Origin of the sequence: Neisseria sp. HMSC065D04 (assembly GCF_001815675.1) — a bacterium.
GTDB lineage: Bacteria > Pseudomonadota > Gammaproteobacteria > Burkholderiales > Neisseriaceae > Neisseria.
Genome location: NZ_KV821488.1, coordinates 1 through 26,575, shown reverse-complemented (window position 1 = coordinate 26,575; position 26,575 = coordinate 1). Strand labels below are relative to the sequence as shown.

Below are 26,575 nucleotides of genomic sequence, written 5' to 3'. Positions count from 1 at the left end.
AACGCCGTACTGGTTTAAAGTTAATCCGCTATAAAATTCAAAACATATACAATAAAATGAATACAACAACCGCCGATACACTATTCCGGGAAGCTCACTCATTCATGACCCAAAATCCGCCCGATTTTGCCGCCGCAGTCCCACTATTGCAAAAAGCGGCAGACGAAGGGCATACGGAAGCAGAATTCCATCTTGCAGGCTGCCTGTTGCAAGGACAAGGCATACCTGCCAACCGTGAAGCTGGCATACGCCTGATGCAGCAAGCGGCGCGTGACGGTCATCCCTACGCCAGCTACAACCTTCTTCAAATCCAAGAAGCACAAGGTATGCCGCTCAATACCCTGCTTCCCTCCTATCGGGAATTGGCAGAGGCAGGCATTATCGAAGCGCAGCTCAAGCTGATGCGCGCTTATCATGACGCAGGTCAACACGAAGAAGCCGTCGATTGGGCCGTACTTGCCGCGCGTCAGCAAAATCCCCAAGCCCTATATTTCTTAGGCCAGCATTGCCAATACACCTCGCCGCCCGATTATCCCCAATCACACCAGCTCTACCAACTTGCCGCCAAACAAGGATTTACGCCTGCCAATTGGCAACTCGGATTGCAATATAAGCTCGGTCAAGGCGTGGCACCGGACCTTGAGCAAGCCGCCCAACACCTGTACATCGCGGCAAGTGACAACATCGCTCCTGCACAAGTCGCCCTTGCGGAAATCCTGCTCCCGACCCACCCCGATAAAGCCATCCAATGGCTGGAAACCGCCGCCAAACAAAACAGCAGTGATGCTTACGCCAAGCTCGCAGAAATCCATCTGCTGGGCAAAGACATCCCGAAAGACACGGATAAAGCACGCCGCTACGCCAAAGCAGCCGCCCGCCGCAATCATCCCGAAGCGCTGCGTTTGCTCGGCGATATCTACCGCTACGGACTGGGCATCCTTCCCGAACCCTCCAAAGCGCGCCATTACTATCAGCTTGCCGCTGATTTGGGCAATCTCGCCGCACACCAAAAACTACTCGCGGACATTGCCCTGAACAATAAGCAAAACTACCCTCAAGCCAAAGAACACGCGCTGCAACGCCAACAGGCGGAGCAATTCTATCAGCTGGCTTTTGCCGCCCATTACGGTCTGAACCGCGCTCCCGACCATACCGAAGCGCTGACGCTCTATCAGCAGGCCGCAGATTTGGGGCACAGCAAAGCGCAAACCAATCTCGGCATGATGTACTACAACGGTCATGGAACAGAGACCGACTATACCCAAGCCGCCAAATGGTTCGCGCAGGCAGCTCAGCAAAAAGACACAATGGCGCAATACAACCTCGCCTGCCTCTATTTCCACGGAACAGGCGTCCGCCGCAACACAGCCTTAGCCTGCCGTTGGCTTGAAACTGCCATTAACGACGGTCACGAGCAGTCTGAAATCCTCAAGCAACTGCTGGCGCATTGGAAACAGCAACTTCCATAACATTGCCCGCGTGGCAACATTTCTCCGAAGAAGCTGCCAACGTTTGGGAATCCCTCTAAACCATTGTCTCTGCGTTGTGGTTAATGAGGTGCCGTTCTACGATAAGTCATATCACTTGCCCCATTCAAACAACAATATAAAAGGTCGTCTGAAAACCCTGATTGAGGATTTTCAGACGACCTTTGTCTATACTAATTGCCTGTTTGGATATTAGAAATCCAATTCCGCTTTCAGCCAATAAGTACGCGGCATGCCGACGACGGCGAAGCTGCGGTCGTATTGGCCGCGCTGTACCTGCCAGTAGTTTTTGTTGAACAGGTTTTCCACCGAGCTGCTGACGGTCAGGGTATTTTTACCCAGCTTGGTTTTGTAGCGCGCGCCTACGTCAACCAAGGTATAGGATGGGAAGGCGTATTGTTTTTGCGTGTCTTGGTATGACTTGCCGAAATACGAAACATTGCCGTTTAAAGTCAAACCTTTGGCAAACGGGGTATCCCATTCCACGCCCGCTTTGGCAATTACGCGCGGGTTGGCGACTTGTACGCCGTTAACAAGATTATCAGCTGCGTTCGGATAATTTTTCACAGTCGATTGCAGGTACATTAAGCCAAAGCTCGGACGCAGGGTGTTGTTCAACAGATTGGCATAGGTGTTGAACTCGATACCGCGGTTACGCTCAAAACCTTGTTTATCGCCGGCTGCGCCTCCTGCTGCTTTGTATGCTGCAAAATCAGTACCTTTTTTGGTATTGCCGCGCCAGTAACCCGGGCGTTTGATTTGGAACGCGTTCAAAGTAGTGACAAAGTCGCCCCAATTTTTGCGCACGCCGACTTCAAACTGACGGCTGACACGCGGTTTGGACATGGTAGTGTTACCGTCATCATCGGTTTTGATGTCGGCAGGCTCCAAGTCTTCCATGTAGTTGCCGTATACCACCAAATCGGGCTGCGGTACCCATGCAGCCATCAACATCGGACTGAAGCGTTTGGCATCGCCGCTTTTACCTTCTTTTTTATTGGTGTATTCAACCGCTTGGAAGCGTCCGCCCAAGGTCAGGCGGTATTTGTTGTCGACGAAACCCAGCGTGTCGGACAAAGCCAAACTGTTAACCTTGATATTGGCATCTAAGTTGGCAGAGTTCGCCCATGAGTTTGGATAGTCAGCTCTAAACGATGCCAATTTACTCTCAATATTTTCGTTTGCTTTAACTTCTACCTTGCTTTTACCGGCTGCACTACCATTGATCGTTGCACGTTGACGGATAATGCGGTCAAAAGCAGTACTCCAGTTATGTGTTACCGGCCCGGTTTCAAATTCACCGCGTGCAGTAAGGTTCATACTCAAAGTACGGAAATATTGGTCGGTCAGGCGCGCAGTTCCTGTATGGTATTGGTTTGCAGTCGTACAGGTAGCGGTCATACTGCTTGCGCCATCTTTGCCGCAAATAGTTGGAGAAATCAGCGTGCCGTAATAGCGCGCCTTGTTGTAACCGATACCGCCGGTAATTTGCGCATTTTCAAACGCATCCCATTCGAAAGTCAGCATATTGGTTTGACCGACGGTGTTCTGCCAGTTCCAACTTGGCAGCAGGTTCACCTTGCCATCGGGCGCATCAAACAAGCGGCCGCTGGCATTTTGAATATCCTGCATACGCGCGCGGCCGCCGTTGGTTTTGCGTTTCGCGTAGATGGAGTCGAACGCCACGCGCAGTTTTTCGCCGCGGTAGTCGGCATTCAAGGCAAATTCTTTGTTGTCTTCGCTGTAACCGTGGCGCGGGGTGTCGCCGTGGCGCAGTTTGCCGCTGGCACGCACGCCGAATTCTTTGTTTTCGCCGAAGCGTTGGCCCAAGTCGAATGTGCCTTGGGCGCGGTTGTTGCTGAACCAGCCCAAACCGATTTTACGGTTACCTTCATCTGCGGCTTTTTTGGTCTCGATATTGACGGAACCGGATACCGCGCCTTCAGGGTCCATGCCGTTTACGGCGGTGGAGGCGCCTTTAATCAGTTGTGCAGAACCGACTTGCACGCTGGCCGTGCCTTGTGTGCCGTACATACCTGCCAAACCGTTGACGCTGAATTGGCGCGCATCAAGCTGATAACCGCGGAAGTACAAACCGGTCAGCGTGTTGCTTTCGCCGCCGAACTGCCAAACGGAAGCGTCTTTTTTTGCTACGGCATCCACCAAAGTACGCGCTTCGGTGTTGTTGAGGGCTTGTTCGTCGTAGTTGACGACGGTAATCGGCGCGGTAAAGGCGTTGGCTTTACCCAATACGCCCAAGTTCACGCGGTCGCGTAAGTCGCCGTCGCTGGCGATGGAGTAAGAGCGGGCAGCTTTGACGCGTTTGGCGTCGGCGCGGACATGGACTTCCTGCAACTGCTGTTGCACAGGGGTTTCAGGTGTCGCTTCATCGGCGGCATAAGAAAACGCGCTCATAATCAAAAGCGGCATCAAGGCTAATTTGCTGTTCATAGATTCCTTCTGTCTTTGAGGTGGGTTATTTTTATTGCAATAAGCGTTAAAAATCACAAAGTAATTTTGCTGCGGAATTATATTTGATAACATTCTGCTTTTCTATAAAAAGTGATGATAACCATTTGTAAAAACAAAAATACAACATCAATCAAAACTTTATCCATAGTGATTGTAAATTATTTTATTAAGCAGAGAATCCGGGTTTCAGACGACCCCTGCCCGCTGCCTGCCTCAAGAGACAACGCACATGCAAAAATGGCAAATCGAGCTTTATTCCACGCCGTCTTGGCTGTTACAGACCTTGTTGATGGTCGCCGCCGCCTCGGCGGTGATTCTGTTTTTGGTACGCGAAACGCGCTTCGGGCGCGAGTTTGCCTATATCCTGCGGCTGTGCCTGACGCCGAAAAGCGCGGTCAAAGTCTTGCTGGCGATTACCGCGATGATTGTGCTGTTGCTGACCGAAGTGCGGCTGAATGTATTGAGTACCTTCATGTCCAAAGGGCTTTACGACTCGATGCAGGATTTAAACGCCTCCGCGTTTTGGATGTTTGCAGTGATGAACGCCGGCGTGGTGTTGGTACGGGCGTTTAACAACGTCGTCAACGACTTTCTCGATCAAGGCTTGGCGATTAAATGGTCGGAGCGGCTCAATGAAGTGCTGACAACGCGCTGGCTTGCCGACAAAAACTACTACCGCCTGCAAATGCGCCGCCATGCGCCGGACAACATCGACCAGCGTATCCAACAAGACGCGCAGGATTTCATCGCCTCGACCATAGAATTTGTGCGCGGCATGGTCAATTCGGTCGTTACCTCGCTGGAATTTGCCGTTGTTTTGTGGGGCTTGGCGGGCATCCTGACCGTGTTCGGCTTCGACATTCCGCACGGCATCGTTTGGTTTGTCTATATGTTTGTGATTTTGGCGACCTTTATCGCCATGTGGATAGGCAACCCTCTGATTCGTTACAACTATGAAAACGAAAAGCTCAACGGCGACTACCGTTATTCCCTCATCCGCGTGCGTGACCACGCCGAAAGCGTGGCGTTTTACAGCGGCGAACAACACGAACACGACCAGCTTTCCGACCGCTTCAAAGCCATCATCCGCAACCGTTGGCGCATCGCCCGACAAAGCGTCTGCTTAAGCGGCTTTAACGATATGTTTACCAACGGAATCAAGCTCTTCCCCATTATTTTGCAAGCCCCGCGCCTGTTTGCCGGACAAATCAAAATCGGCGACATCCAGCAGACCGTCCAAGCCTTCTCCCGACTGCAAAACGCCCTGTCCTTCTTTCGGATGTTCTACAACAAATTCACCGCCTACCGCGCCCGATTGGAGCGTCTGTACGGCTTTTTACTGAGTACGGAAGAACACCACAGCGCGCAGCAACCCGACATTACCGAAGTTTCAGACGACCTCTCGCTGGAAAACGTCGCCCTGTTCCGCCACAACGGCGAAATCCTGTTGAGCGGCATCAACGTCAACCTCAAAAGCGGCGATTCCCTGCTGATACGCGGTCCGAGCGGTTGCGGCAAAACCTCGCTGCTGCGCGCGCTGGCAGGGCTTTGGCCGTTCGGCAGCAGCGGCAAAGTCAGCCGTCCGCCGCATCGAGACATCCTCTTCCTGCCGCAACGCCCCTACACGGCGCAAGGCAGCCTGCGCGACGCGATTTGTTACCCCGACATCGACAAACAGCATCCCGAACTAGCCGAAGCCATGAACACCTGCCGCTTAGATTATCTGATTGATAAATTAGATAAAACCGACGACTGGCAACACAAACTCTCCCCCGGCGAACTGCAACGCGTCGCCTTCGTCCGCGCCTTGCTCTCGCAGCCCAAAGTCATCCTGCTCGACGAAGCCACCGCCGCCTTGGACGAACCGACCGAAGCCCTGCTCTACCGCGCTTTGAAGCACAAACTGCCGCAGAGCATCATCATCAGCATCGGCCACCGCAGCACGCTCAACGAGTTTCACGATTTCTGCCTCGATGTCGGCAACGTAGCTTGCGATTGAATTTAAAGCGACGAGGTCGTCTGAAAACCCGTAAGGGTTTAGCGTAGCGAGTTTCGCTAAAACTTTTTCAGACGACCTTTCTGCTAAAATGACACGCTTCAAATACAAGGGAACCCGCCATGCACGAAATCAAATGCCCGCACTGCCACACCGCCTTCACCGTTAACGAAGCCAGTTACGCCGACATCCTGAACCAAGTCCGCACCCAAGAATTTCAAACCGAAATTCATGAACGTCTGCAACAGGCGCAGATGCAGTTTCAAAGCGATATGCAGCTTGCCCAAGCGCAGGCGCAAAATCAGTTCGACAAAATCCTAGCCGACAAAAACCACGAAATCGCCGCCCTGTCCAACCAAATCAACACCTACGAAAAAGACAGCAAACTCGCCGCCGCCGAGATTGAAGGTCGTCTGAAAGCGCAAATCGCCGAGCAGGACAAATTGATTGCCGAGCTGAAAGCGCAGGCAAAATCGCTGGAAACGGCGAAAAACATGGAAAAAGAGCTGGAAATCACCAAAGCCGTTGCCGAAAAAGAGCGCGAATTGGGCAACCTGAATACCCAGCTCATGCTGCAGTCCAAAGAAAACCAGTTGGAAAAACAAAGCCTGCGTGAAAAATACGAGGCCGAACTCAAACAAAAAGACGAAATCATCGCCTTCTACAAAGACTTCAAAGCCAGACAGTCCACCAAAATGATAGGCGAAAGCCTGGAGCAGCACTGCGAAACCGAATTCAACCGCATCCGCACCACCGCCTTTCCACAAGCCGTTTTCGGCAAAGACAACGACGCCAAAACCGGCAGCAAAGGCGACTACATCTACCGCGAAACCGACGAAGAAGGCAACGAAATCATCTCCATCATGTTCGAGATGAAAAACGAAAACGACGAAACCGCCACCAAAAAGAAAAACGAACACTTTTTCAAAGAGTTGGACAAAGACCGCAGAGAAAAAAACTGCGAATACGCCGTCCTCGTCTCACTTTTGGAAGCCGACAGCGACCTCTACAACAACGGCATCGTCGATGTGTCCTACGCCTACCCGAAAATGTACGTCGTGCGCCCGCAGTTTTTCATCCCCATCGTCTCCCTGCTGCGCAACGCCGCGCTCAATTCATTGAAATACAAACAAGAATTGGCACAAATGCGCGCGCAAAACATCGACATCACGCATTTTGAAGAAGACTTGGATAAGTTCAAAACCGATTTCGCCCGCAATTACGAACTCGCCAGCCGCAAATTCCAAACCGCCATCGACGAAATCGACAAAACCATCAGCCATCTGCAAAAAACCAAAGAAGCCCTGCTTTCTTCAGAAAACAACCTGCGCCTCGCCAACAACAAAGCGACCGACCTGACCGTCAAAAAATTAGTGCGCAAAAACCCGACCATGAAGGCCGCCTTTGCCGCGTTGGAGAAAAAAGAGGATTGAGATTTGCTTCGAGAATGAAAATAGAAACGCCAGCCGGCCGTTACGCCTGCGCAAGCAGGAGTGACGGAGAACAGGTATCTCGTTTTCTATCAGTTCGTGAACAAACTCATTTATCCACATCTACCAAAAGGTCGTCTGAAAAATGAACCGCTACAAATCTTAGACGCACAAAAGACTATCCAGATACTCGGTGCAAGCCGGGTTCTACATCAGGAGGAGCAAGAAATGAAGGGAAACAAGTTACATTCAAGCCATATGACCCTTAAAATCATTTTGCTAGGTATATTTTTGTTATCTTGCAACCACTCCTACGGCAAGGAGAGACGCATGCAATCTGATGCCAATATGTCATTAAATGACAGCGTGTATATTTCTAAAGCCGAGCTGGAAAAGTTAAAAATCGATGCCTCTTCCGGTAATGGTCAAGCAGCATCAAAATTAGCTCATTATTTTGCTTTTTATGAGTTTAACCAAGATAAATTTATATTTTGGTTAGTTCGTGCCGCTGAGTCGGGCAATACTCAAGCACAACATGATCTTACCTATATATTCTTTGATCATTACCAAGACAGTAAAGATAAAAACAAATTATATGAAGCAGAAAAATGGGCTCTGCTTGCTCAAAAAAATGGAATGCCTATTACTGGCTTACTAACTGAAATACAAACTGAAAAACAGAATTTGACAAGATAAACATATCAGCAAACGGTCAAGCCGAAATCGGACAAAGTGCAGGCATCTGAAACTGCTTGCTCCGATAGTCCGTGTCTTTATCCGAGCAGGCACATTCAACGGTATACGGGCAGCAGTCAAGGACACATAAGAACTTGAAAGGTAATACGCCTTTTTAGGTCTTACAGAATTATTTTTCTCAACCCATTGTGTAAATATAGTGGATTAAATTAAACCAGGACGGCGTTGCCTCGCCTTAGCTCAAAGAGAACGATTCTCCAAGGTGCTGAAGCACCAAGTGAATCGGTTCCGTACTATCTGTACTGTATCTGCGGCTTCCGCCTTGTCCTGATTTAAATTTAATCCACTATAACACGGTGTCTTCTTATATCCCCAACATCTCATCGCAATAAACCAGTTATCCTCATTATTTCACCCATTAAGATGATTTGGAATGCATCTTTTTACAGTTTAAGTGGAATAGAAATAGGCAAAGCAGTCAGCCTTCATCCCAAACCAACCTTCGATAAATCAGTCTTTCAGACGACCTAACCCGAAAAAATATTTCTTAGTTAACAATACTTTTCAAATTTAATTTGCAAAAACTGTATTGATACTCTAATTTTTGTCCACATTTAGAGTATAATCACTAAAACCTGAGATACAAGCAGCCCAATATCATCAGGTTCAGTAAAAAAACAAACCTTACCCATTGATTAAAAATAAATTTTCAAAAATCCAGCAAAGCCGGTCTGCCAATATCAGCCCGCTCCCGCAACCATCAAGGAACCCATACATGCAAAACAACTTCGACCCATTGCACATCCGAGGCAAATCATTGATTCCCGTCGTCCAAGGCGGGATGGGCGTGGGCGTTTCCGCATCGAAACTCTCCAGCGCGGTCGCCCGCGAAAACGGTGTCGGCACGATTGCAAGCGTCGATTTGCGCCACCTGCATGACGACCTGCTCGCCGAATCCAAAATCAATCCGAGCGAAGAAAAATACACCCGACTCAACTGCACCGCGCTTGACCGCGAAATCCAAAAAGCCAAAGCCGACGCAAACGGCAAAGGCATGATTGCTGTCAACGTCATGAAAGCCGTCAAAGACCACGCCGCCTATGTCCGCCAAGCCTGCGAATCAGGTGCGGACGCGATTGTGATGGGCGCGGGATTGCCGCTGGATTTGCCCGAAATGACCGAGGGTTATCACAAAGATGTCGCCCTGTTCCCGATTTTGTCCGAATCGCGCGGTATCGGTATCGTATTGAAACGTTGGATGAAAAAAGGCGTTTTGCCCGACGCCATCGTTATCGAACATCCCGCGCACGCTGCCGGACACTTAGGCGCGGCAAGCGTGGCAGGTGTGAACGATGCCAAGTTTGAATTCAAACGCGTCATCGAAGAAACTTTCGAAGTATTCAAGAACTTAGGTCTTGAAAGCGAAAAAATCCCGCTCATCCTCGCCGGCGGCATGGCGAACTTTGAGAAAGTCAAAACCGCGCTGAAAAACTGGGGCGCATCCGCCGTCCAAATCGGCACGGCGTTTGCGGTTACCGAAGAAGGCGATGCCCACATCAACTTCAAAAAAACGCTGGCAGGTGCGGAAACCGAGCATGTTGTCGAATTTATGTCCGTCGCCGGACTGCCCGCACGCGGTGTGCGCACCAAATTCCTAGACAGCTACATCAAGCGCGAATCCAAGCTGCAAGCCAATGCCAAAGCCGACCCGCGCCGCTGTACGCAAGGCTTGAACTGTCTGACCAGCTGCGGCCTGCGCGACGGTTTGGCAAAAGCCGGACAATTCTGCATTGACATCCAACTCTCCGCCGCCTTCCGTGGCGAAGTCGATAAAGGCTTGTTTTTCCGAGGTAAAGACCCGCTGCCGTTTGGCAACGCCATCCGCACGGTGCAAGAAACCATCCAATATCTGCTCAACGGCGCTCTTCCCGCAGCAGCCAAATAATTCATACCCGCAGATGAACGCTAAAAAAGGGCATATTTCAATGTGCCCTTGTATAGTGGATTAACTTTAAATCAGGACAAGGCGAGGCAACGCCATACTGGTTTAAAGTTAATCCACTATATCTTGCCTGCAAATCGCATGATGCTTAAAAAGGTCGTCTGAAACCGATTTTCAGACGACCTTTTCTCTATGCTTCCTTCCTTTTCCTGCACACATTGTCAACAAAATCCGCATAAAAAATGCTAAGATGACCGTCTCGATAGACATTTGGAACACCCATGAACCCACTACTCGATCAGCTCCAACCCTATCCATTCGCCCGCCTGCGCGAAGCCATGCAGGGCGTTAACCCTCCCGAAGGCGCCGTCCCCGTCCACCTGCATATCGGCGAACCGAAACACCCTACCCCCGAAGTCATCACCAATGCGCTGACCGCCTCGCTGCACGAACTGGAGAAATACCCCCTGACCGCAGGTCTGCCCGAGCTGCGTCAGACCTGTGCCGACTGGATGCGCCGCCGTTACGACGGACTGACCGTCAATCCCGACACGGAAGTCCTGCCCGTACTCGGCAGCCGCGAAGCCTTATTTTCCTTCGTTCAAACCGTCTTAAACCCCGCTTCAGACGACCTCAAACCCGTCGTCCTCAGCCCCAACCCGTTCTACCAAATCTACGAAGGCGCAGCCATTCTCGGCGGCGGCGAAATCCGTTTTGCCAACTGCCCTGCCCCGTCCTTCAAGCCCGATTGGAAAAGCATTACCGAAGACGTATGGCAACGCACCAAAGTCATGTTCGTCTGCTCGCCCAACAACCCCAGCGGCAGCGTCCTGCAACTGGAAGACTGGCAAGAAATCTTTGATCTGCAAGACAAATACGGTTTCATCATTGCTTCCGACGAATGCTATTCCGAAATCTATTTCGACGGCAACAAACCCATAGGCGGCTTACAGGCAGCAGCGCAATTAGGGCGCGGCAACCGCAATATCGTCATGTTCACCAGCCTCTCCAAACGCTCCAACGTCCCCGGACTGCGCTCCGGTTTTGTCGCAGGCGATGCCGAATTGCTTAAAAACTTCCTGCTCTACCGCACCTACCACGGCAGCGCAATGAGCATCCCCGTCCAACGCGCCAGCATCGCCGCATGGAACGACGAGGAACACGTCATCGCCAACCGCCGCCTGTATCAGGAAAAATTCGACCGCGTCATCCCCATTTTGCAGCAGGCATTCGACGTCAAACTGCCCGACGCATCATTCTACATCTGGCTGAAAATCCCCGATGGAGACGATTTGTCATTTGCCAAAAACCTCTGGCAAAAAGCCGCCATCCAAGTCCTCCCCGGCCGCTTCCTCGCCCGCGATACCGAATGGGGCAACCCCGGTGAAGGCTACGTCCGCATCGCCTTGGTCGCCGATGTCGACAGCTGCGTCAAAGCCGCCGAAACCATCGTTTCCCTATATCGCTGAATAAAGTGGCAGTTCAATAAAAGGTCGTCTGAAAACCTCAAATCCGAGTTTTCAGACGACCTTTTTAATTCCATTCAAACAGCTTTTGCTATAACGGCATTTACTTCACTTATCAAACTTGCCCATAAAACATTTTAAACCTACAATGCCGCTGTTTATCACATCTCCGAGTCCATCATGTTCTTCGTCCTTTCCCCCGCCAAAAACCTCAATGAAAAAGACCCTGCGCCCGTCAAAGAATTCACCCAACCCGACCTCTTGGCTGAAGCCGAAATCCTGATGCGCCAACTGCGTGAACTTGCCCCGCAGCAAATCGCCGAGCTGATGCACATTTCCGACAAAATCGCCCTCTTAAACGCCGAGCGCAACGCCGAATGGCATACGCCGTTTACCCCTGAAAACGCCAAACAGGCAGTCTTTATGTTCAACGGCGACGTTTACGAAGGCATCGCCGCAGACACCCTCAAACCCGAACAAATCCAATATCTGCAACAACACGTCCGCCTGCTTTCCGGCCTCTACGGCATCCTGCGCCCGCTGGATTTGATGCAGCCCTACCGTTTGGAAATGGGAACGGCGTTTGCCAACACACGCGGTAAGAACCTGTATGAATTTTGGGGCGACATCATCACCGACCTGCTGAACGACACCCTTGCCCAAGCAGGCAGCGACATATTGGTTAACCTCGCCTCTCAAGAATATTTCAAATCCGTCAACACTAAAAAACTTAAAGCCCGTCTGATCACCCCCGTTTTCAAAGATGAAAAAAACGGCAAATACAAAATCATCAGTTTCTACGCCAAACGCGCGCGCGGACTGATGGTACGCTACGCGGCGGAACACAATATCACCGACCCTGAAATGCTGAAAAATTTCGATTACGAAGGTTACGCATTTAACGCAGCAGCGTCAAATGAGTCCGAATGGGTGTTCATGCGTAAAGAACAAACCAAGTAAAAACAAAAAACTAAATATTCGCCTGCAAATTTCGCTTGGCAAACCCGACAAATTTCATTATTATTTCGGCTTCAAGAAACGGAAGCGTGGCAGAGCGGTTTAATGCAACGGTCTTGAAAACCGTCGAGGGTTGATAGCCCTCCGTGAGTTCGAATCTCACCGCTTCCGCCATTTCTTGAAAATAGAAAAACCAAATAAAAATGAAGTGAAGCCCAGCCAACAGCATTTTTATTTGGTTTTACTTTATTCTATGGAAACGTGGCAGAGAGGCTGAATGCAGCGGACTCGAAATCTGCTGAGGGTGCAAATCCTCCGTGGGTTCGAATCCCACCGTTTCCGCCAAACCGGACAAAAGCTGCTCTTTCCATAGCAGCTTTTTTTGAATTTGCCTCCCAAGTATTGGGTATGTATAGGGGATGGACCCAACTTCAAGGGGCATTCGGTTTTCAGACGACCTTGGATTCGGATTTCAAGTGCATCAGTGGTTGGAACAGATTCAAGAATAAAACACTTGGCGTTTCGTAACCAAGTGTTTTTCTTTGGCGGATAAGGATGTTAATGTGTTGCATTGCAGGAAAGGCCGGTATGCTACCGCATACTGGTCTTTTTCTGTTATGGAAAGTTGCACTTCAAATCCGAATCCGCCGTCGTCTGAAAAGCATCAATTGCTTTTTCAGACGACCTTTGCGTATTTGCCGGATAGTTACTGCTCTTCCAAGCGTCCGTCGTGCATCAACATAACCCGCTCAAAGCGGACTGCCAACTCGTCATCATGCGTGACCACAATCAGGCTGGTATTCAACTCGGATTTCAGATCCAGCATCATATCCAGTACATTTTGCGCATTTTTACGGTCAAGATTGCCTGTCGGCTCGTCAGCAAGCAAGCATTTGGGACGTGTTACCAGCGCGCGCGCAATGGCGGCACGTTGGCGTTCGCCACCGGAAAGCTCGCTGGGGCGGTGTTGTATGCGCTTTTTCAAACCCGCTTTTTCCAACATTTCAACCGCACGCTGTTCTGCTTCGGCTTTTTTCATCTTGCCGATTAAAAGCGGCATCATGACGTTTTCCAAAGCGGAAAATTCAGGCAGCAAATGGTGGAACTGGTACACGAAACCCAAATACTGATTGCGCAGCAGACCCAGTTGTTTCTGTCCCAACTGACTCAAATCCTGCCCCATCAGTACCACGCTGCCGGAAGTCGGTTTATCCAAGCCGCCCAAAATGTGCATCAACGTCGATTTGCCGCTACCGGACGAACCGATAATACTGACGCTTTGACCTTCGAGCACTTCGAGCCTCAACTGATTCAAAACATTGACATTCAATTGACCGTCTTTGTAGCTTTTGCTGACATTATCGCATTTCAAAACTACTTTATTCATAGCGCAAAGCCTCCGCCGGTTGGGTTCTTGCAGCACGCCAGCTTGGATAGAGCGTAGCGATAAACGACAAAATCAGGGAAATGCAGGCAATCAGCACAACATCATGAACACTGACATCACTCGGGATATAATCGATGAAATAAACTTGTGATTTGATGAATTGGAAACCAAACCAACTCTCTAACTGTTTGACAATACTGCCCACGTTCAAAGCCAGCGTGACACCGGTAATCACACCGGTTAAGGTGCCGAAAAAGCCGGCAAATACGCCCTGCACCATAAAAATTTTCATAATGCTGCCCGGGGAGACACCCAAAGTCCTCAAAATGGCAATATCGGCTTGTTTTTCCGTAACCGCCATGACCAAAGAAGAAACCAAGTTAAAGGTGGCTACGGCAACAATCAGCAGCAGAATGATGAACATCACCCTTTTCTCCATTTCTACGGCCTCGAAATAACTGCGGTTGGTGTATGTCCAATCGCGCAACCATACTTCTTCTTGCAGATTTTTCGGCAGCAGTGTTTCGGTAAACGACGGCGCGTTGATTGGATCGGCAAGTTTCAATCTCAAGCCTGCCGCATTTTCATCTAGGCGGTACAAGACTTGGGCATCTTTCATGTGTGTCAATGCCAGAGAATTGTTCAATTCATGGATTTTGGTTTTGACCAAGCCGACAACTTTAAATTGTTTCAGACGAGGTACGACACCGGCAGGCGTCACGTTGCCTTCAGGCGTAACGACAGTGATTTTTTCACCAACCTTTACATCCAAAGTCTCAGCCAAATCCTGTCCCAAAATAATATCAAATTCGCCTGGCTTCAAATCATCAAAACTGCCCACAGGCATTTCTTTACTGTATTCAACGATCTTTTTTTCTTCATCAGGCAAAATCCCGCGGATTTGAACACCTTGGACCTCACCCGCATTTGCCAGCAATGCCTGCCCCGAAACATAAGGTGCCGACTGAAGCACCTCTTTGCGTCCTTTAATAATCTCGCGCAGGCTCTCCCAGCTTTTACCGTTGCCGTTATCGTAATAACCCATTTCGGCATGAGGAGCCACTTTCAAAAGCTGCCCCCGTATGTCTCTCTGAAAGCCCGCCATGACAGACAATACGACAATCAAAGCCATCACACCGAGTGCAATACCCACAATAGAAATGACGGTGATAAACGACATGAAGCCATTGCGTTTTTTTGCCCGCAAATAGCGCAGTCCTATCCAAGTCTCTAAAGAAGCCATTTATATGCCTCATCCGTTTGTCAAAAAACGCCTATTGTACCGTAAAACCGACAGGTCGTCTGAATACGCCGAAACGACCGAGAATAGAGACATCGCAATTTGTAAACCAAAGTCTTCTTATTCAGGGCTACCGTAAAATCGGCCGAAAAACTTGCACAATCATCTATTCGGCCTTATTCTGAAATCGCGGTAAAGTTTACCGCCATCAAAAAGGAAAACCATTAATGAACATCACAAAATTCTTAGCATTATCCGTTGCCGCTGCCGGATTGGCATTCAGTGCAAATGCGTATGCGGCTAAGGAGATTAAAATCAGTTCAAACAATACGTCCTATTCCGCTGCCGACGTGCAAAAACTTGCCGCAACCGCAGTCGGCATGGGTGTTAAAGAACCGGTCAGCCTGACCGCAGGCAGCGGTGTCGTCACCGTATCCGGCAGCAGCGCCACCAAATGTGCCTTTAAAGTAGGCAGCGGCGACACTCCGCAAATTCAAGGCGTAAGCTGCAAATAAACCGGCTTTGTTTGAAATAAGGTCGTCTGAAACGCGTTTTCAGACGACCTTATTGTTTATTCCTTATTGTTTTATTCCTTGATTGCGCGCCTTTCATAAACGGCCTGCGCCAAAGTCCCTGCATCGACATATTCCAACTCTCCCCCCAAAGGGATGCCTCTGGCAAGACGGCTGACTTTGTATGGAAGGTTTTTAAACAATTCTGCCAACACATACGCCGTCGCATCTCCTTCGGCGGTAAAGTTTGTTGCAATGATGATTTCTTCGACATCAGCGTTCTGCAACCTTGCCACCAGTTTGTCCAATGCGATGGCACTCACATCCATCCCTTGCGCGGGACTGATTTGCCCCATCAGCACAAAATACAAACCGTCATGGCAATTGGCAGTTTCCATATTGGAAACATCTGCCGGCATATGGACGATCATCAGGCGGCGTTTGTCGCGCGATTCGTCAGAACAGATATCGCACAAACTCCCTTCGCAAAATGTGTTGCACATCCTGCAATGCTGGACTTGCTTTAATGCATATTGCAAAGCATCAACCAACTCCTGCGCCTGTTCCCGCTTGCTTTGCAGCAATTGATGCGCCATGCGCTGCGCGGATTTGGGACCGACATTGGGTAAAATTTTCAAGGCATTAATCAGCCGCGTAAAAGCATCGGGAGCTTTGCTCATGGTATTCAGACGACCTCTAACCGAAAAACAAGGAAAATCGGGATGTGTATAGTAGTGAAATCACTATATATTGATAGGGCAAGAAAGGCTGATTATATAATGAAAACGGTCGGATTTTCTCCGACCGTTTGATTCTGTTTAAGCCAGACGGGCAATCATGTTTGCCATGATTGCCGCCTACCTGTTCATCACCAGTTTACTCTGCTGAATTATCAACTTTTTGCGCACCTTGCTCGCGCTTGATTTCCTTGCTGAAATAACGCAGCAATGCGTCAAAAATGTTGGCAGACTGCTGTTGCGCCAGCATTTGTTTGGCAGCAGGCACTTGGGAAGCAATATTTTCCGGCGCGGCAATATTTTGTACTTCAACAATTACAGGAGCCGGCATGCCTTCCAGCAGCATGGCGTATGCAGGTTTGCCATTTTGCGGACGGGCTTTGATCAGTTCGTTATACGCTTCGGGTGCCATGGTCCGGCGTGCATCTTGCGCACTTAATTTCGATACTTCCGACCATTTCAAGTCAACTGCCTTGCCTGCCTTCAAAGCCTCGATGGCTTCTTTGGCTTTTTTATCGGCCAGTTTTGCGGCTTCGCTGCGCAGATAAGCCAAACGCACTTCTTCTTGAACGTCAGCAAAAGGCGCGGTTTTTTCTTCCCTGACTTCTTTGACACGAATGACCCAAACCGTATCTTTGTCCATGGAAATCAAATCGGAATTGTGTTTTTTCTTCAACACATCTTCACTGAACGCAGCATTAATCAATGCATCGGGCAAACCTGCTGCTTTACCGTTGGCTTGAGTCAACCAATCTTGATCCAGGCTTTCCAGTTTCAGATTTGTTTTCTTGGCAACATCCGCCAGGGAAGTCGGCGTATTAAATGCTTCTTCAGAAAGCTTTTCTTTGGCCGAATTGAATTCGGAAGCAGCTTTTTTCAGCTTCAAATCGGCTTCGATACGGGCTTTTTCATGTTCTAAAGACACTTTGTCTTCGATATTCAAAACTTGGACGATATCGTAGCCGACCGGTGTTTGAACCACATCGCTGATTCCGCCTTTAGGCAGCGAGAACGCCACGTTTTCCAAATCCGCCCCCAAGCCGCCGTCTTTAGACAGATAGCCCAAGTTGCCGCCTTTGGAAGCAGATGCGGTGTCTTTTGAATATTTCTTCGCCAGATCAGTAAAATCGGCCGGCTTGGCTTTCAACTCTGCCGCAACTTTGTCTGCTTCGGCTTTGATTGCCGCGCGTACCGTTTCATCGGCATCTTGGGGAACCGGGAAGAAAATGTGGGCAATTTCACGGCGGGGCGAAAGATGGGGTGCCTGCTCGTCAAATGCTTTTTTCACTTCGTCTTCGCTGACCGTCTGTTTGTCCGCCAAATCTTTGGCACTCAGGGCGATGTATTCCAATTTCACGCCTTGCGGAATCAGATAATCTTTTTTGTGCGCCTCATAATATGCCTTCAACGCGGCATCATCGACTTTTACTTGAGAAACAAAAGCTTCAGGATTGAATGTTACCGAACGGATATCGCGGGTCGCCTGAGTCAGCTTAATCAGCTGTTCTGCTTGCGCATCACTGATAATCGCACCGTTTTGCACCAAATTGATCAAACTTTGCAACGCATACCGTTCGCGGATGTCGGCGACAAACTGGTCTTCCGACATATGGCGTTGGCTCAGGAAGTTTGAAAAGATCTGTTGGCTGAATTTACCGTTTTGATCGTGAAAGTTAGGATCATCCACGATCAGTTGTTTAAGCTGCTCTTGGGAAACTTCCACACCCATCAGCTTGGCACCTTCCTTCAGATAGGCGCGTTGGACCAAAGATTGGAATACGGCTCCCCGCGACGGGTTTTGGCCCTGAAGCTGCTCACCTTGCAACTCATTATTCAAAGAATACTCACTGATTTTTTCATCCCCTATTTTGACGATAAAATCAGAGCCGGGCGCAGCAACCGTGCTGACACCGAAGCCGACGAAGGTCAGCGCAATCAGACCCAACAAAATCTGGGCCGGAGTTTTATATTTTTCAACGGTATGGAACATATTATCTGAAGACGTAATGGTTAAAATAGCAAACGCGCATTGTAGCGCGTTTTGCCTTGTTATGCACTCTTGGCAGAACGCTGGTCCGACTTATTTTTCAGACGACCCCATCCCGCCGTATCGTGTTATTTTGAAAAAATTTCTTGATAGTTTTCTTCGGAAAAGCCGACGAAAAACCGCCCTTCTTTTTCCAAAACCGGCCGCTTGATGATGCTGGGCTGTTCCGCCATCAATCGAACCGCGCCATCGGCAGTAGCCGCAGCGGCTTGTGCTTGCTCATCCAATTTGCGCCACGTCGTACCGCGTTTGTTCAATAAAACCTCCAGCGGTATCTGCTCCAACCATTTGCTTATCGTGTCAACTTGCGGCGGGCTCTTTTTAAAATCCACAAATTGAAAATCAACGCCATGTTCTTCCAACCATTTGCGGGCTTTTTTCACCGTATCGCAATTGGGAATGCCGTATAACTGAATCATCTTGAAATCACTCTCTATCCTAAAGAAAAAGCGCCGTCATTTTAGCCGATTTTCCTTTTAATCAGAACAAAATGGGTCGTCTGAAACCTTTTCAGACGACCTCTGTATACTTTTCCTATACTCAACGGCTTTTTTCATCAAGCGTTTGTTCTTATAATATCAAACTATTCCATTGCTACCCGACAAAGGATTCCACATGCAAAGCCGCCTGCCATTTTTTGGTGTCGTCCGAGTCAGCGGGGAGGACAGAGCCTCCTTTCTTCACGGCCAATTATCCAACGACATCAACCATCTGAACGAAAATACCGCATGTTATGCCACTTACAACACCCCGAAAGGGCGCGTGTTGGCAAATATGATTGTCCTCAACCGAGGAGAAGATTTGCTGCTGATTATGGCGCAGGATCTGACCGAAGCCATCGTCAAACGGTTGCGCATGTTTGTCCTGAGAGCCAAAGTCATCTTTGAACCGCTGCCCGATTTTGCCGTCACAGGCGAGTTGGACGAAACTGCCTCCCCCTCTCCCACAGCCGAACCTGCCCTATCCTTTCCTGCCCAAGCAGACGATGGGGTATACACCATTATCCTGCCCCATTCAGGTCGTCTGAAAATCGGCGAAGCCGGGCTTCTACCCGAATATGACGCGGCAGCCGAAAACGCTTGGAACCTGCACGAAATCCGCAGCGGCTACGCTTGGATTTCGACGGCAACCAAAGAAACTGCCGTTGCCCAAATGCTCAACCAACACATCATCGGCGGCGTACATTTCAAAAAAGGCTGCTATCCGGGACAAGAAATCATCGCCCGCGCCCAATATCGCGGACAAGTCAAACGCGGGCTGGCGGTTTTGCGGGGCGATTCGTTGGAAGCCGCAGGCGTTGCCGTTCAAAACGGAGGCGAAGAAGCCGGACAAATCATCAATACCGCGCTGACCGATACCGGCAGCCTGAGTCTTGCAGTTATCAAATTTTCCGCAGCACACGCCGATTTGACCGATGCCGACGGCAATGCTTTAAAACAAGAAACCTTGTTCTTTACAATGGATGCTTGACGCGCAGCGATCGGTCAATCCTCCATCATATAGTGGATTAACTCTAAATCAGGACAAGGCGACGAAGCCGCAGACAGTACAGATAGTACGTTCAGCACCTTAGAGAATCGTTCTCTTTGAGCTAAGGCGAGGCAACGCGCCGTACTGGTTTAAAGTTAATCCACTATAAAAAGGTCGTCTGAAAACGCAACATAGACAATCCAGCGTTTTCAGACGACCTTTTTCAATCCGTCCTTATTTCTGCCAATACGTTTTCACGTTCACAAATTCATACAACCCGAATTCAGACAATTCCCGTCCGTAACCGGAAGCCTTGACGCCGCCAAAGGGAAGGCGCAGGTCGCTGCTGGTGTGGCGGTTGATAAACACCGAGCCTGCTTGGATTTTTTCGGCAAACGCCCAAGCGCGGCGGGTATTGGCAGTATAGATACTGGCGCCCAATCCGTAGGGCGTATCGTTGGCAAGGGCGACGGCGTGTTCCTCGTCCTTCGCCCGCAAAATCATGGCGACCGGCCCGAAAACCTCCTCATTCCAAACGCGGCAGTCGGGATTCACTTTGTCCAATACGGTGGCAGGGTAAAACCAGCCCTTTCCTTCAGGAATGAAACCGCCCATCAAAACTTCTGCGCCGTTTGCGACTGCGTCCTGTACCTGAGCGTGTACGTTTGCGCGCAAGTCTTCGCGGTGCAGCGGGGCAAGCGTGGCTGCAGGGTCTTTGGGATTGCCCGTTTGCAATTTAGCGCATTCGGCAAGAAACAGGGGGATGAAGCGGTCGGCAACGGCTTCGGTTAAGACGATTCGTTTGGCTGCGTTGCAAGACTGACCCGCGTCGCGGAAACGCGAATAACAAGCTTCGACGGCGGCACGTTCGAGATCCGCATCGGGCATGACGATGAAGGGGTTGCTGCCGCCGAGTTCGAGGACGGTTTTCTTGAGGTGCATTCCCGCATGGGCGGCGAGCAGGCGGCCGGTCCGCGTCGAGCCGGTAAACGCCATCGCATCGGTGTCTTCAATGGCTTTCAACGTATCGTCGTTATTTAACCATGCGCCAATCAACGGGAGGTCGTCTGAAACCAGTTCCAACAGCGCAGCGCTGACCCGCGCCACGCTGGGCGCAGGTTTGACGGCACAAGCATTTCCCGCACACAAGGCAGGAACGGCAAAACGCAAAACCTGCCAGACAGGATAGTTCCACGGCATGACGGCAAGCACAACACCCAACGGCTCAAAACGCACCTGGCTGAGGCTCGCCTGCGTGGCAATGGTCTTATGCGCCAGCAACTCGGGGGCAAGGCGGACGTAATATCGGATGAGCTCGACCGATTTATCCAGTTCGGCACGACATTCATGCAGGCAGCGTCCGACTTCTTCGCAAACCATTTCCGCAAGCCGCTCCTTGTTTTGCGCCAAACGCTCGGCAAAAGCTTGCAGCAAAGCAGTCCGCCCGGTTACACCCAACCGCGCAAACGCCTGCTGGCGCACCTTCAACGCTGCCAATTCTTGTGCAAATTCAGCATAGCTCTGCACAGGACGGCGGCAAAGGGTTTCGCCGGTATAGGCGTTGATGCTGTGAAACATGGTTCGGCTCCTTTGTATGTCGGTTTTATTTTAGGTCGTCTGAAAAACAAGGTATGTTTTCAGACGACGTTTGTTCGTCAAAGAAACGCGATTATATAGCAAACTCGGATAGAACATCTCTACACAGTCCTTTCCGGGCAGACAACCCAGACTAAAAGGAATTTATGTCATTCGCTAATAACGCTTAAATTTTGCCATTCCCATCCCCTGATTTTGTAGAAACTGCTGAATTTATCGAGGAATCAGCCGTCTTGTTCTGACCACCCAAATGCCGCACCTTCTGAATAACGCGCCTTGATTAAATCCTTTTAATGAAAAAGAAAAGAGAAAGTAATAAAAAGAATACTGCCAACTTTAAACAAAATACTGAGTTAGAAGCTAATATTGCAAGTAAATTCACATCCTTCGTTATTTTTTTGTTTGAATAAAATATATCATTTTTGTAATACGAAACTAAAACTCCATTTAAAAAGTTTGTTTCATTGGGGTTTAATAATAATATTTTTGCATTTGTTATAGGGAATCTTTTATTTATATTTTCCATTTTACATAAATCATCAAGTCCGTAACAAGATAGCCAGTATGATCTTAATCCTGTTTCAAGCTTAATCTTTCTTTCTCCTCTATTAGGGGAGGAAATCAGCATTGTTGCCTCATTGAAGGATTGCTCCTCACCTTTAAAATTCAAGCCATAGGGAGCAATAAAAATACCTGCTAAAAGAATGCAAAACAACGAGAAAAATAAAGAAATAATATAATATTTAAATTTCATGTTTAACCTATATATGAAAAGACATGGTAAATAAAATTTGGCTGAAAATACAATAAAAGGTCGTCTGAAAATATTCAGACGACCTTTTGATATTTGCAAAGCCCTGATGCAAGAACCAAACTATTCGACTCGTCTGAAACTGAAGTTCTGCGTCGCAAGCCAGCACACGCCTGAGCCGATGCAGACCATAATCGCGCCCTGCCAAAACTGTACAGACAGGGGCGCATTGAGCAGGACGGAGGAAATGAGAGCAGAAAAAATGGGAATGAAATAGGAAGCGCCTGCCAAAACGGTCATATTGCCGCATGAAATGCCGATGTTCCAAACCGCATAGCCCAATCCCATGCAGGCTGCGGCGGCAACGGCATAAAGTATGGCGCCGGTATCGAAATGAAGGCTGCCGTAGCCGCCTGCGAAATATTTTGCCCACAGGATGCAGGAGACGAGGAGGAAGAAAAAACCGACGGCATTGCCCTGCGCTTTGGTTCTGGCGGTCAGGGTGCAGTATGCCGCCCAAAACAGCGCGTCCAACAATGCCATGATGTAACTGAACGGATTGGTTCGGACGTTGCCGATAATCTCGGGCAAAGAGAATCCGCCCTCACCGCCTAAAACGGTGGCAATGCCTATAAACGAAAGGGTAAAGCCTATGCCTATCCACCATTTTGCGGGCTGCTTGTTAAACCAAACTGCACCGATGATGGTAAACGTCGGCCAAAGATAATTGACCATACCGACTTCGACCGCTTGGCGTGCGTTGTCGGCAAAACCGATGGAAAGAGACAGGCACAATTCGCAGCCGACGAAAAAAATGCTTGCCCAAAAAAGGTAGCTGCGGCTGAACTGTCGCAGATTCGGTAATCCGAAAATAGCCAAGAGCAACAAAGTGGAAAGGCTGTACATCACCGCCGCGCCGCCGACCGCCCCCATGTGCAGGCTCAAGGCGCGTATCAACCCGACGACGGAACTCCAAAAGGCTACGGCAAGCAGACCTATGGATGTGGCTTGATTGGGGGTAAATGCGTGTTGGAGCAGACGGTTCATGATGTGTTGTGTTGGAATTTGTTTTATTGTGTAATTTTTTGATATTTTACGCCTCCTGTTTGCATAATCAAGAGGAAAGGTCGTCTGAAAACACGACTCCGTCATCATTTCTTTCTCCCTCTCCCAATCCAGAATATAACAAAATCGCATTAAATTAAAACCAAGCATTCTTTCCGTTTTTCAGACGACCTGTTTACAGTATCGCCACTGTTTTCAGAAAAATCACCATTCAACCAAACAATTAAAGCCGCGCAGGCACATGCTCTGCCTCAAGCAGCCGTCCGCACAAAGGAACCGACATGACCCCAGCCAACCCGCTTCCCACCGAACTTTCCGCACAACTCGCCGCCCTCTCGCCTACACAGCTCGCTTGGCTTTCCGGCTACTGCTGGGCGCAAAGTCAAGGGGTGGCGGGCGGTTTGAGTGTTTCCGCCGCTCCCGCCGTTGCAGCCCCCGTGCGACGCGTGTTGGTCTTATCCGCCTCGCAAACGGGCAATGCGCGCGGCGTGGCCGAATCTTTACACGCCAAACTTAAAGCCGCAGGCGTAGAAGCCGTGTTGAGCAGCGCGGGAGACTTCAAAAGCAAAACACTGCCCGATGAAGACATCGTGTTATTGGTAACATCCACGCAAGGCGAGGGCGAGCCGCCCGAAGAAGCCCTGCCGCTGTATAAATTCGTCTTCGGCAAAAAAACTCCCGATTTGGGCAAACTCACTTTTGCCGTTTTAGGTTTGGGCGATTCTTCCTATCCCAATTTCTGCCAAGCGGGCAAAGACTTTGACGCCAAATTCGCCGAACTGGGCGCACGTCGTCTGAACGACTTGGGCATCTGCGATTTAGAGTTCCAAAGCGCCGCCGACGCGTGGATAGAAGCTGTCGTCCCCCAAGTTGCCGAGCTTGCCGCGCAAACCGCCGCAGCATCCGTTGCGACACCTGCCGCCCCTCAAACCGCAGGCACTGTCTATACCAAAGACAAACCCTATACCGCCACCCTGTCCGTCCGCCAAAAAATCACGTCCCGCTCCGCCGAGAAAGACGTGGAACACATTGAAATCGACCTGTCCGGTTCCGGCCTGCACTATCAGGCAGGCGACGCATTGGGCGTACTCCCGCTCAACGCTCCCGCTTTGGTTCAAGAAATCCTTGATTTGCACCAATTAAGCGGCGAAGAAAAAATCCGCCTTTCAGACGACCTCGAAACCGACATCCGCACCGCCCTGACCGAGTCCGCCGACATCACGCAAAACACGCCCGCACTCGTGCAGCAATATGCCGAGTTGTCCGGCAGCGAAGAACTCAAAACCACAGCCGCCAACAAAGCTCGATTGGACGCCTACCTCGCCGCCACCCCGCCCGTCGGCGTCTTCGCCGCCCATCCCCATCCGCTGGACGCGCAAACCCTGTTCCAACTGTTCCGCCCCCAAACCCCGCGCCTTTACTCCATCGCCTCCGCGCAAGACGAAGTCGGCGAAGAAGTCCACCTGACCGTCGGCGTCGTCCGCTTCGAACACCACGGCAACACCTACACCGGCGCAGCCTCAGGCTATCTGGGCGAACGCCTTGAAGAAGGCGGCGAAGTACGCGTCTTCGTCGAACCCAACCCCAATTTCCGCCTGCCCGCCAACGGCGACACCCCCGTCATCATGATAGGCGCAGGCACAGGCATCGCCCCCTTCCGCGCCTTCATGCAGCAACGCGCCGCCAACGGCGATAACGGCAAAAACTGGCTCATCTTCGGCAACCAACGCCTCGCCGACGACTTCCTCTACCAGCTTGAATGGAGCGATTACCGCAAAGACGGCATCCTTACCCGTGCCGACTTGGCATGGAGCAGACAAGGCGAACACAAAGTCTATGTCCAACACAAAATCGCCGAACACGCCGCCGAAGTCTGGAACTGGCTGCAACAAGGCGCACACCTCTACGTCTGCGGCGACGCCACCCGCATGGCACGCGACGTAGAAACCGCCCTGATCGACGTCATCGAAACCCAAGGCAAACTCAGCCGCGACGATGCCGAAGACTATCTCAACGAAATGCGCGAAGACAAACGCTACCAACGCGACGTTTATTGATATTGCCCCAAACGAAAGGTCGTCTGAAAAGCCCAAATCGGGTTTTCAGACGACCTTTCGCATCGCCAAGCCACGTATAGTGGATTAACTTTAAATCAGGACAAGGCGAGGTAACGCCGTCCTGGTTTAAAGTTACCACTATATCTCGCTAAACAAAGCAAACCATTCAGACACACCTTCCACCGCTTATCCCATTTTCTTTACCCATTATCTCAACCCAGCTAACATACAAAATTCATCGTCATTTCCACCCAACATAAAACCCGATTTATTTGTTACAAACCGCATCAGGATATGATGAACATCGAAAAAGCACAAAGAAGGTTATCAATAATGAAGACATTCAATAGAAAGCTGACTGTATTAGCGGGTTTGCTGGTTATGGCGGCATGTAACAATCAGCCGAACTTGACGCAAGATAGAATGCAAGATGCAGAAGCCGTTAAAACTGCAGCTACCCCGCATTTTGAATGTCATCCTTCCGAATATAAATTCAATACCCTTGGAGAGCTGCCTCAACCTCCATCTGCAGCAACAGTGTTGAGCATATCAGCTGTACAGGAGTTTGATGCGCCTTTTAGAAATGTTCATCGCCTCCCCATACCTATGAACAAAACACTGATTGTTCCTAAATTACAGGAGTTGGGTTTTCGAGAAGATGATAATGATGAAGTAAAAACAGAAAAAGGGAAAAATTTATATACCTATGAAGTTTTAGGTCATGAAGATTCTGCTTTATATATATCATTGAAAGACTTTATCGAACCTTATTGCGCATATCGAACAGAAGTTCATTTAAATGAATCAGGTCATACCATCAATGGCGTAGAAATATTGATTGGAAACGATGGACTTATCTTAAAAGACACCACCATCCCCGATTTAGTCATCTCTACCATTGATCATAAACACAAGCCTGAAAACCTGTTTAAAGACCTGTTGGACAAACATATCCAAAACATCGAAGCCTTTAAACAGAAACAGCCGCTTAATGGAGAGCTGATCAGTACGCGTACTGTATACGATGGCATTACCTATGAAATCAACTCATTTGGTGGAGGTAGGAGAACAATACTACAAATCTATCGATATAAAACCTGAAAGAAAGCCCATAACTGATTACAACAAAAACCAAATAAAGAAAGTGAAATCATGGAGATAGTCAATAAAAGGCTGATGGTATTGGCGGGTTTGCTGATTATGGCGGCATGTAGCAATCAGCCGAATTTGACGCAAGATAGAATGCAAGATGCAGAAGCCGTTAAAA

Annotated in this window: 20 protein-coding genes and 2 tRNA genes; 13 read left to right on the top strand and 9 right to left on the bottom strand. The window is 49.6% G+C overall.

The features are described from left to right. The first annotated feature begins 56 nt into the window (after nucleotides 1–56). Nucleotides 57–1,469 carry a tetratricopeptide repeat protein gene (locus HMPREF3050_RS02555; protein ID WP_070773374.1) on the top strand — a complete coding sequence of 471 codons (1,413 nt, stop codon included), beginning with the start codon at nucleotides 57–59 and terminating at the stop codon, nucleotides 1,467–1,469. Between the two features lie 210 nt (nucleotides 1,470–1,679). On the opposite strand, the gene HMPREF3050_RS02550 is transcribed toward HMPREF3050_RS02555, so the two are convergent. Beyond that, complete coding sequence (locus HMPREF3050_RS02550) at nucleotides 1,680–3,938, bottom strand: TonB-dependent receptor (protein WP_070773330.1); 2,259 nt, start codon at nucleotides 3,936–3,938, stop codon at nucleotides 1,680–1,682. Nucleotides 3,939–4,188: 250 nt separating this feature from the next. On the opposite strand from HMPREF3050_RS02550, the gene HMPREF3050_RS02545 reads away from it, so the two are divergent. The 8 genes from HMPREF3050_RS02545 to HMPREF3050_RS02510 all read left to right on the top strand — a co-directional run bounded on the left by HMPREF3050_RS02545 (nucleotide 4,189) and on the right by HMPREF3050_RS02510 (nucleotide 12,791). After that, nucleotides 4,189–5,958 carry an ABC transporter ATP-binding protein/permease gene (locus tag HMPREF3050_RS02545; RefSeq protein ID WP_070773329.1) on the top strand — a complete coding sequence of 590 codons (1,770 nt, stop codon included), beginning with the start codon at nucleotides 4,189–4,191 and terminating at the stop codon, nucleotides 5,956–5,958. Between the two features lie 119 nt (nucleotides 5,959–6,077). After that, a complete protein-coding gene (locus tag HMPREF3050_RS02540; RefSeq protein ID WP_070773328.1) occupies nucleotides 6,078–7,388 on the top strand; it encodes a DUF2130 domain-containing protein in 1,311 nt (436 codons plus the stop codon). A 327-nt stretch (nucleotides 7,389–7,715) separates the two neighbouring features. Next, complete coding sequence (locus HMPREF3050_RS02535) at nucleotides 7,716–8,081, top strand: SEL1-like repeat protein (protein ID WP_070773373.1); 366 nt, start codon at nucleotides 7,716–7,718, stop codon at nucleotides 8,079–8,081. Between the two features lie 775 nt (nucleotides 8,082–8,856). Further along, nucleotides 8,857–10,026: an NAD(P)H-dependent flavin oxidoreductase gene (locus tag HMPREF3050_RS02530; protein WP_003778674.1), complete on the top strand. Its 1,170-nt coding sequence runs from the start codon at nucleotides 8,857–8,859 to the stop codon at nucleotides 10,024–10,026. 278 nt (nucleotides 10,027–10,304) lie between these two features. Then, complete coding sequence (gene dapC, locus HMPREF3050_RS02525; RefSeq protein ID WP_070773327.1) at nucleotides 10,305–11,492, top strand: succinyldiaminopimelate transaminase; 1,188 nt, start codon at nucleotides 10,305–10,307, stop codon at nucleotides 11,490–11,492. 177 nt (nucleotides 11,493–11,669) lie between these two features. Further along, a complete protein-coding gene (gene yaaA, locus HMPREF3050_RS02520; RefSeq protein WP_070773326.1) occupies nucleotides 11,670–12,449 on the top strand; it encodes a peroxide stress protein YaaA in 780 nt (259 codons plus the stop codon). A gap of 80 nt (nucleotides 12,450–12,529) precedes the next feature. Further along, a tRNA-Ser gene (locus tag HMPREF3050_RS02515) sits at nucleotides 12,530–12,620 on the top strand. Between the two features lie 81 nt (nucleotides 12,621–12,701). Beyond that, nucleotides 12,702–12,791: transfer RNA gene (locus HMPREF3050_RS02510), tRNA-Ser, on the top strand. Between the two features lie 361 nt (nucleotides 12,792–13,152). On the opposite strand, the gene lolD is transcribed toward HMPREF3050_RS02510, so the two are convergent. Then, nucleotides 13,153–13,833 carry a lipoprotein-releasing ABC transporter ATP-binding protein LolD gene (gene lolD / locus HMPREF3050_RS02505; protein WP_003760685.1) on the bottom strand — a complete coding sequence of 227 codons (681 nt, stop codon included), beginning with the start codon at nucleotides 13,831–13,833 and terminating at the stop codon, nucleotides 13,153–13,155. Next, nucleotides 13,826–15,076: a lipoprotein-releasing ABC transporter permease subunit gene (locus HMPREF3050_RS02500; protein WP_003778670.1), complete on the bottom strand. Its 1,251-nt coding sequence runs from the start codon at nucleotides 15,074–15,076 to the stop codon at nucleotides 13,826–13,828. The genes lolD and HMPREF3050_RS02500 overlap by 8 nt, the downstream gene beginning before the upstream one ends. 224 nt (nucleotides 15,077–15,300) lie before the next feature. On the opposite strand from HMPREF3050_RS02500, the gene HMPREF3050_RS02495 reads away from it, so the two are divergent. After that, nucleotides 15,301–15,588 carry a hypothetical protein gene (locus HMPREF3050_RS02495; RefSeq protein WP_003760695.1) on the top strand — a complete coding sequence of 96 codons (288 nt, stop codon included), beginning with the start codon at nucleotides 15,301–15,303 and terminating at the stop codon, nucleotides 15,586–15,588. Nucleotides 15,589–15,659: 71 nt separating this feature from the next. Here HMPREF3050_RS02495 and recR read toward each other — a convergent pair whose 3' ends face one another. From recR to HMPREF3050_RS02480, 3 genes are all read right to left on the bottom strand, one after another. After that, complete coding sequence (gene recR / locus HMPREF3050_RS02490; protein WP_003778669.1) at nucleotides 15,660–16,265, bottom strand: recombination mediator RecR; 606 nt, start codon at nucleotides 16,263–16,265, stop codon at nucleotides 15,660–15,662. A gap of 196 nt (nucleotides 16,266–16,461) precedes the next feature. Then, nucleotides 16,462–18,312, bottom strand: a complete 1,851-nt coding sequence (locus HMPREF3050_RS02485; protein ID WP_070773325.1) for a SurA N-terminal domain-containing protein — start codon at nucleotides 18,310–18,312, stop codon at nucleotides 16,462–16,464. Between the two features lie 125 nt (nucleotides 18,313–18,437). Beyond that, nucleotides 18,438–18,788 carry an ArsC family reductase gene (locus HMPREF3050_RS02480; RefSeq protein WP_070773324.1) on the bottom strand — a complete coding sequence of 117 codons (351 nt, stop codon included), beginning with the start codon at nucleotides 18,786–18,788 and terminating at the stop codon, nucleotides 18,438–18,440. 196 nt (nucleotides 18,789–18,984) lie between these two features. Here HMPREF3050_RS02480 and HMPREF3050_RS02475 point away from each other — a divergent pair, with 196 nt between their 5' ends. Beyond that, nucleotides 18,985–19,839 carry a CAF17-like 4Fe-4S cluster assembly/insertion protein YgfZ gene (locus HMPREF3050_RS02475; RefSeq protein ID WP_070773323.1) on the top strand — a complete coding sequence of 285 codons (855 nt, stop codon included), beginning with the start codon at nucleotides 18,985–18,987 and terminating at the stop codon, nucleotides 19,837–19,839. Nucleotides 19,840–20,073: 234 nt separating this feature from the next. Here the strand turns inward: HMPREF3050_RS02475 and HMPREF3050_RS02470 are convergent, their stop codons facing one another. The 3 genes from HMPREF3050_RS02470 to yddG form a co-directional block, all read right to left on the bottom strand. Continuing rightward, nucleotides 20,074–21,417 (bottom strand): aldehyde dehydrogenase family protein, encoded by a 1,344-nt coding sequence (locus HMPREF3050_RS02470; RefSeq protein ID WP_070773322.1) that lies wholly within the window; start codon nucleotides 21,415–21,417, stop codon nucleotides 20,074–20,076. A gap of 298 nt (nucleotides 21,418–21,715) precedes the next feature. Then, nucleotides 21,716–22,189, bottom strand: coding sequence for a hypothetical protein (locus HMPREF3050_RS02465; RefSeq protein ID WP_036492552.1), 474 nt, complete (start codon nucleotides 22,187–22,189; stop codon nucleotides 21,716–21,718). A 120-nt stretch (nucleotides 22,190–22,309) separates the two neighbouring features. Then, nucleotides 22,310–23,233: an aromatic amino acid DMT transporter YddG gene (gene yddG / locus HMPREF3050_RS02460; RefSeq protein ID WP_070773321.1), complete on the bottom strand. Its 924-nt coding sequence runs from the start codon at nucleotides 23,231–23,233 to the stop codon at nucleotides 22,310–22,312. Nucleotides 23,234–23,532: 299 nt separating this feature from the next. On the opposite strand from yddG, the gene HMPREF3050_RS02455 reads away from it, so the two are divergent. Both HMPREF3050_RS02455 and HMPREF3050_RS02450 read left to right on the top strand, forming a co-directional pair. Then, a complete protein-coding gene (locus tag HMPREF3050_RS02455; RefSeq protein ID WP_070773320.1) occupies nucleotides 23,533–25,308 on the top strand; it encodes an assimilatory sulfite reductase (NADPH) flavoprotein subunit in 1,776 nt (591 codons plus the stop codon). 294 nt (nucleotides 25,309–25,602) lie between these two features. Then, nucleotides 25,603–26,409 carry a hypothetical protein gene (locus tag HMPREF3050_RS02450; RefSeq protein WP_246830208.1) on the top strand — a complete coding sequence of 269 codons (807 nt, stop codon included), beginning with the start codon at nucleotides 25,603–25,605 and terminating at the stop codon, nucleotides 26,407–26,409. Nucleotides 26,410–26,575: the final 166 nt, after the last annotated feature.

Bases quoted from the DNA above. Each gene is read 5' to 3' on its own strand.
- HMPREF3050_RS02555 (WP_070773374.1), top strand. From the start codon at position 57: ATGAATACAACAACCGCCGATACACTATTCCGGGAAGCTCACTCATTC.
- HMPREF3050_RS02550 (WP_070773330.1), bottom strand. From the start codon at position 3,938: ATGAACAGCAAATTAGCCTTGATGCCGCTTTTGATTATGAGCGCGTTT.
- HMPREF3050_RS02545 (WP_070773329.1), top strand. From the start codon at position 4,189: ATGCAAAAATGGCAAATCGAGCTTTATTCCACGCCGTCTTGGCTGTTA.
- HMPREF3050_RS02540 (WP_070773328.1), top strand. From the start codon at position 6,078: ATGCACGAAATCAAATGCCCGCACTGCCACACCGCCTTCACCGTTAAC.
- HMPREF3050_RS02535 (WP_070773373.1), top strand. From the start codon at position 7,716: ATGCAATCTGATGCCAATATGTCATTAAATGACAGCGTGTATATTTCT.
- HMPREF3050_RS02530 (WP_003778674.1), top strand. From the start codon at position 8,857: ATGCAAAACAACTTCGACCCATTGCACATCCGAGGCAAATCATTGATT.
- dapC (WP_070773327.1), top strand. From the start codon at position 10,305: ATGAACCCACTACTCGATCAGCTCCAACCCTATCCATTCGCCCGCCTG.
- yaaA (WP_070773326.1), top strand. From the start codon at position 11,670: ATGTTCTTCGTCCTTTCCCCCGCCAAAAACCTCAATGAAAAAGACCCT.
- lolD (WP_003760685.1), bottom strand. From the start codon at position 13,833: ATGAATAAAGTAGTTTTGAAATGCGATAATGTCAGCAAAAGCTACAAA.
- HMPREF3050_RS02500 (WP_003778670.1), bottom strand. From the start codon at position 15,076: ATGGCTTCTTTAGAGACTTGGATAGGACTGCGCTATTTGCGGGCAAAA.
- HMPREF3050_RS02495 (WP_003760695.1), top strand. From the start codon at position 15,301: ATGAACATCACAAAATTCTTAGCATTATCCGTTGCCGCTGCCGGATTG.
- recR (WP_003778669.1), bottom strand. From the start codon at position 16,265: ATGAGCAAAGCTCCCGATGCTTTTACGCGGCTGATTAATGCCTTGAAA.
- HMPREF3050_RS02485 (WP_070773325.1), bottom strand. From the start codon at position 18,312: ATGTTCCATACCGTTGAAAAATATAAAACTCCGGCCCAGATTTTGTTG.
- HMPREF3050_RS02480 (WP_070773324.1), bottom strand. From the start codon at position 18,788: ATGATTCAGTTATACGGCATTCCCAATTGCGATACGGTGAAAAAAGCC.
- HMPREF3050_RS02475 (WP_070773323.1), top strand. From the start codon at position 18,985: ATGCAAAGCCGCCTGCCATTTTTTGGTGTCGTCCGAGTCAGCGGGGAG.
- HMPREF3050_RS02470 (WP_070773322.1), bottom strand. From the start codon at position 21,417: ATGTTTCACAGCATCAACGCCTATACCGGCGAAACCCTTTGCCGCCGT.
- HMPREF3050_RS02465 (WP_036492552.1), bottom strand. From the start codon at position 22,189: ATGAAATTTAAATATTATATTATTTCTTTATTTTTCTCGTTGTTTTGC.
- yddG (WP_070773321.1), bottom strand. From the start codon at position 23,233: ATGAACCGTCTGCTCCAACACGCATTTACCCCCAATCAAGCCACATCC.
- HMPREF3050_RS02455 (WP_070773320.1), top strand. From the start codon at position 23,533: ATGACCCCAGCCAACCCGCTTCCCACCGAACTTTCCGCACAACTCGCC.
- HMPREF3050_RS02450 (WP_246830208.1), top strand. From the start codon at position 25,603: ATGATGAACATCGAAAAAGCACAAAGAAGGTTATCAATAATGAAGACA.